Below are 380 nucleotides of genomic sequence, written 5' to 3' on the forward strand. Positions count from 1 at the left end.
CGGGCTGCTGGGGCTGGCCTCCGTACGGGCCGGGCTGGTTGTAGCTCATGGGCGTGGTTCCCCTCCGTCGTGCATGCGTTGGGCTCATCCTGACGGACATGACCGCGTCATGGGGAAACCGGGGCGGCTCCGTTACCGAAGAATCCGGTTTCGGGACCAGGTGGTGACGCCCGTAAACTGTGCCTCGTGACCGACAACACTCAGCATCAGCAAGCAGCCACCCCCGAACTGCCGACCCAGTACGTGCCGGCCGACGTAGAGGGGAAGCTGTACGAGCGCTGGGTAGAACGGGGCTATTTCGAGGCTGACGAGCACAGCGAGAAGCCCCCGTACACCATCGTCATCCCGCCGCCGAACGTCACCGGCTCCCTCCACCTGGG

Annotated in this window: 1 protein-coding gene; it reads left to right on the top strand. The window is 65.5% G+C overall.

Translation table 11 applies throughout. From position 1 onward, the window contains the following. Positions 1-186: 186 nt before the first annotated feature. The coding region (locus G3I71_RS50045; protein ID WP_164325642.1) for a class I tRNA ligase family protein at positions 187-380 on the top strand (194 nt) is incomplete at its 3' end.

It is taken from the genome of Streptomyces sp. SID12501 (assembly GCF_010550245.1).
In the GTDB taxonomy this organism is placed as follows: Bacteria; Actinomycetota; Actinomycetes; order Streptomycetales; family Streptomycetaceae; genus Streptomyces.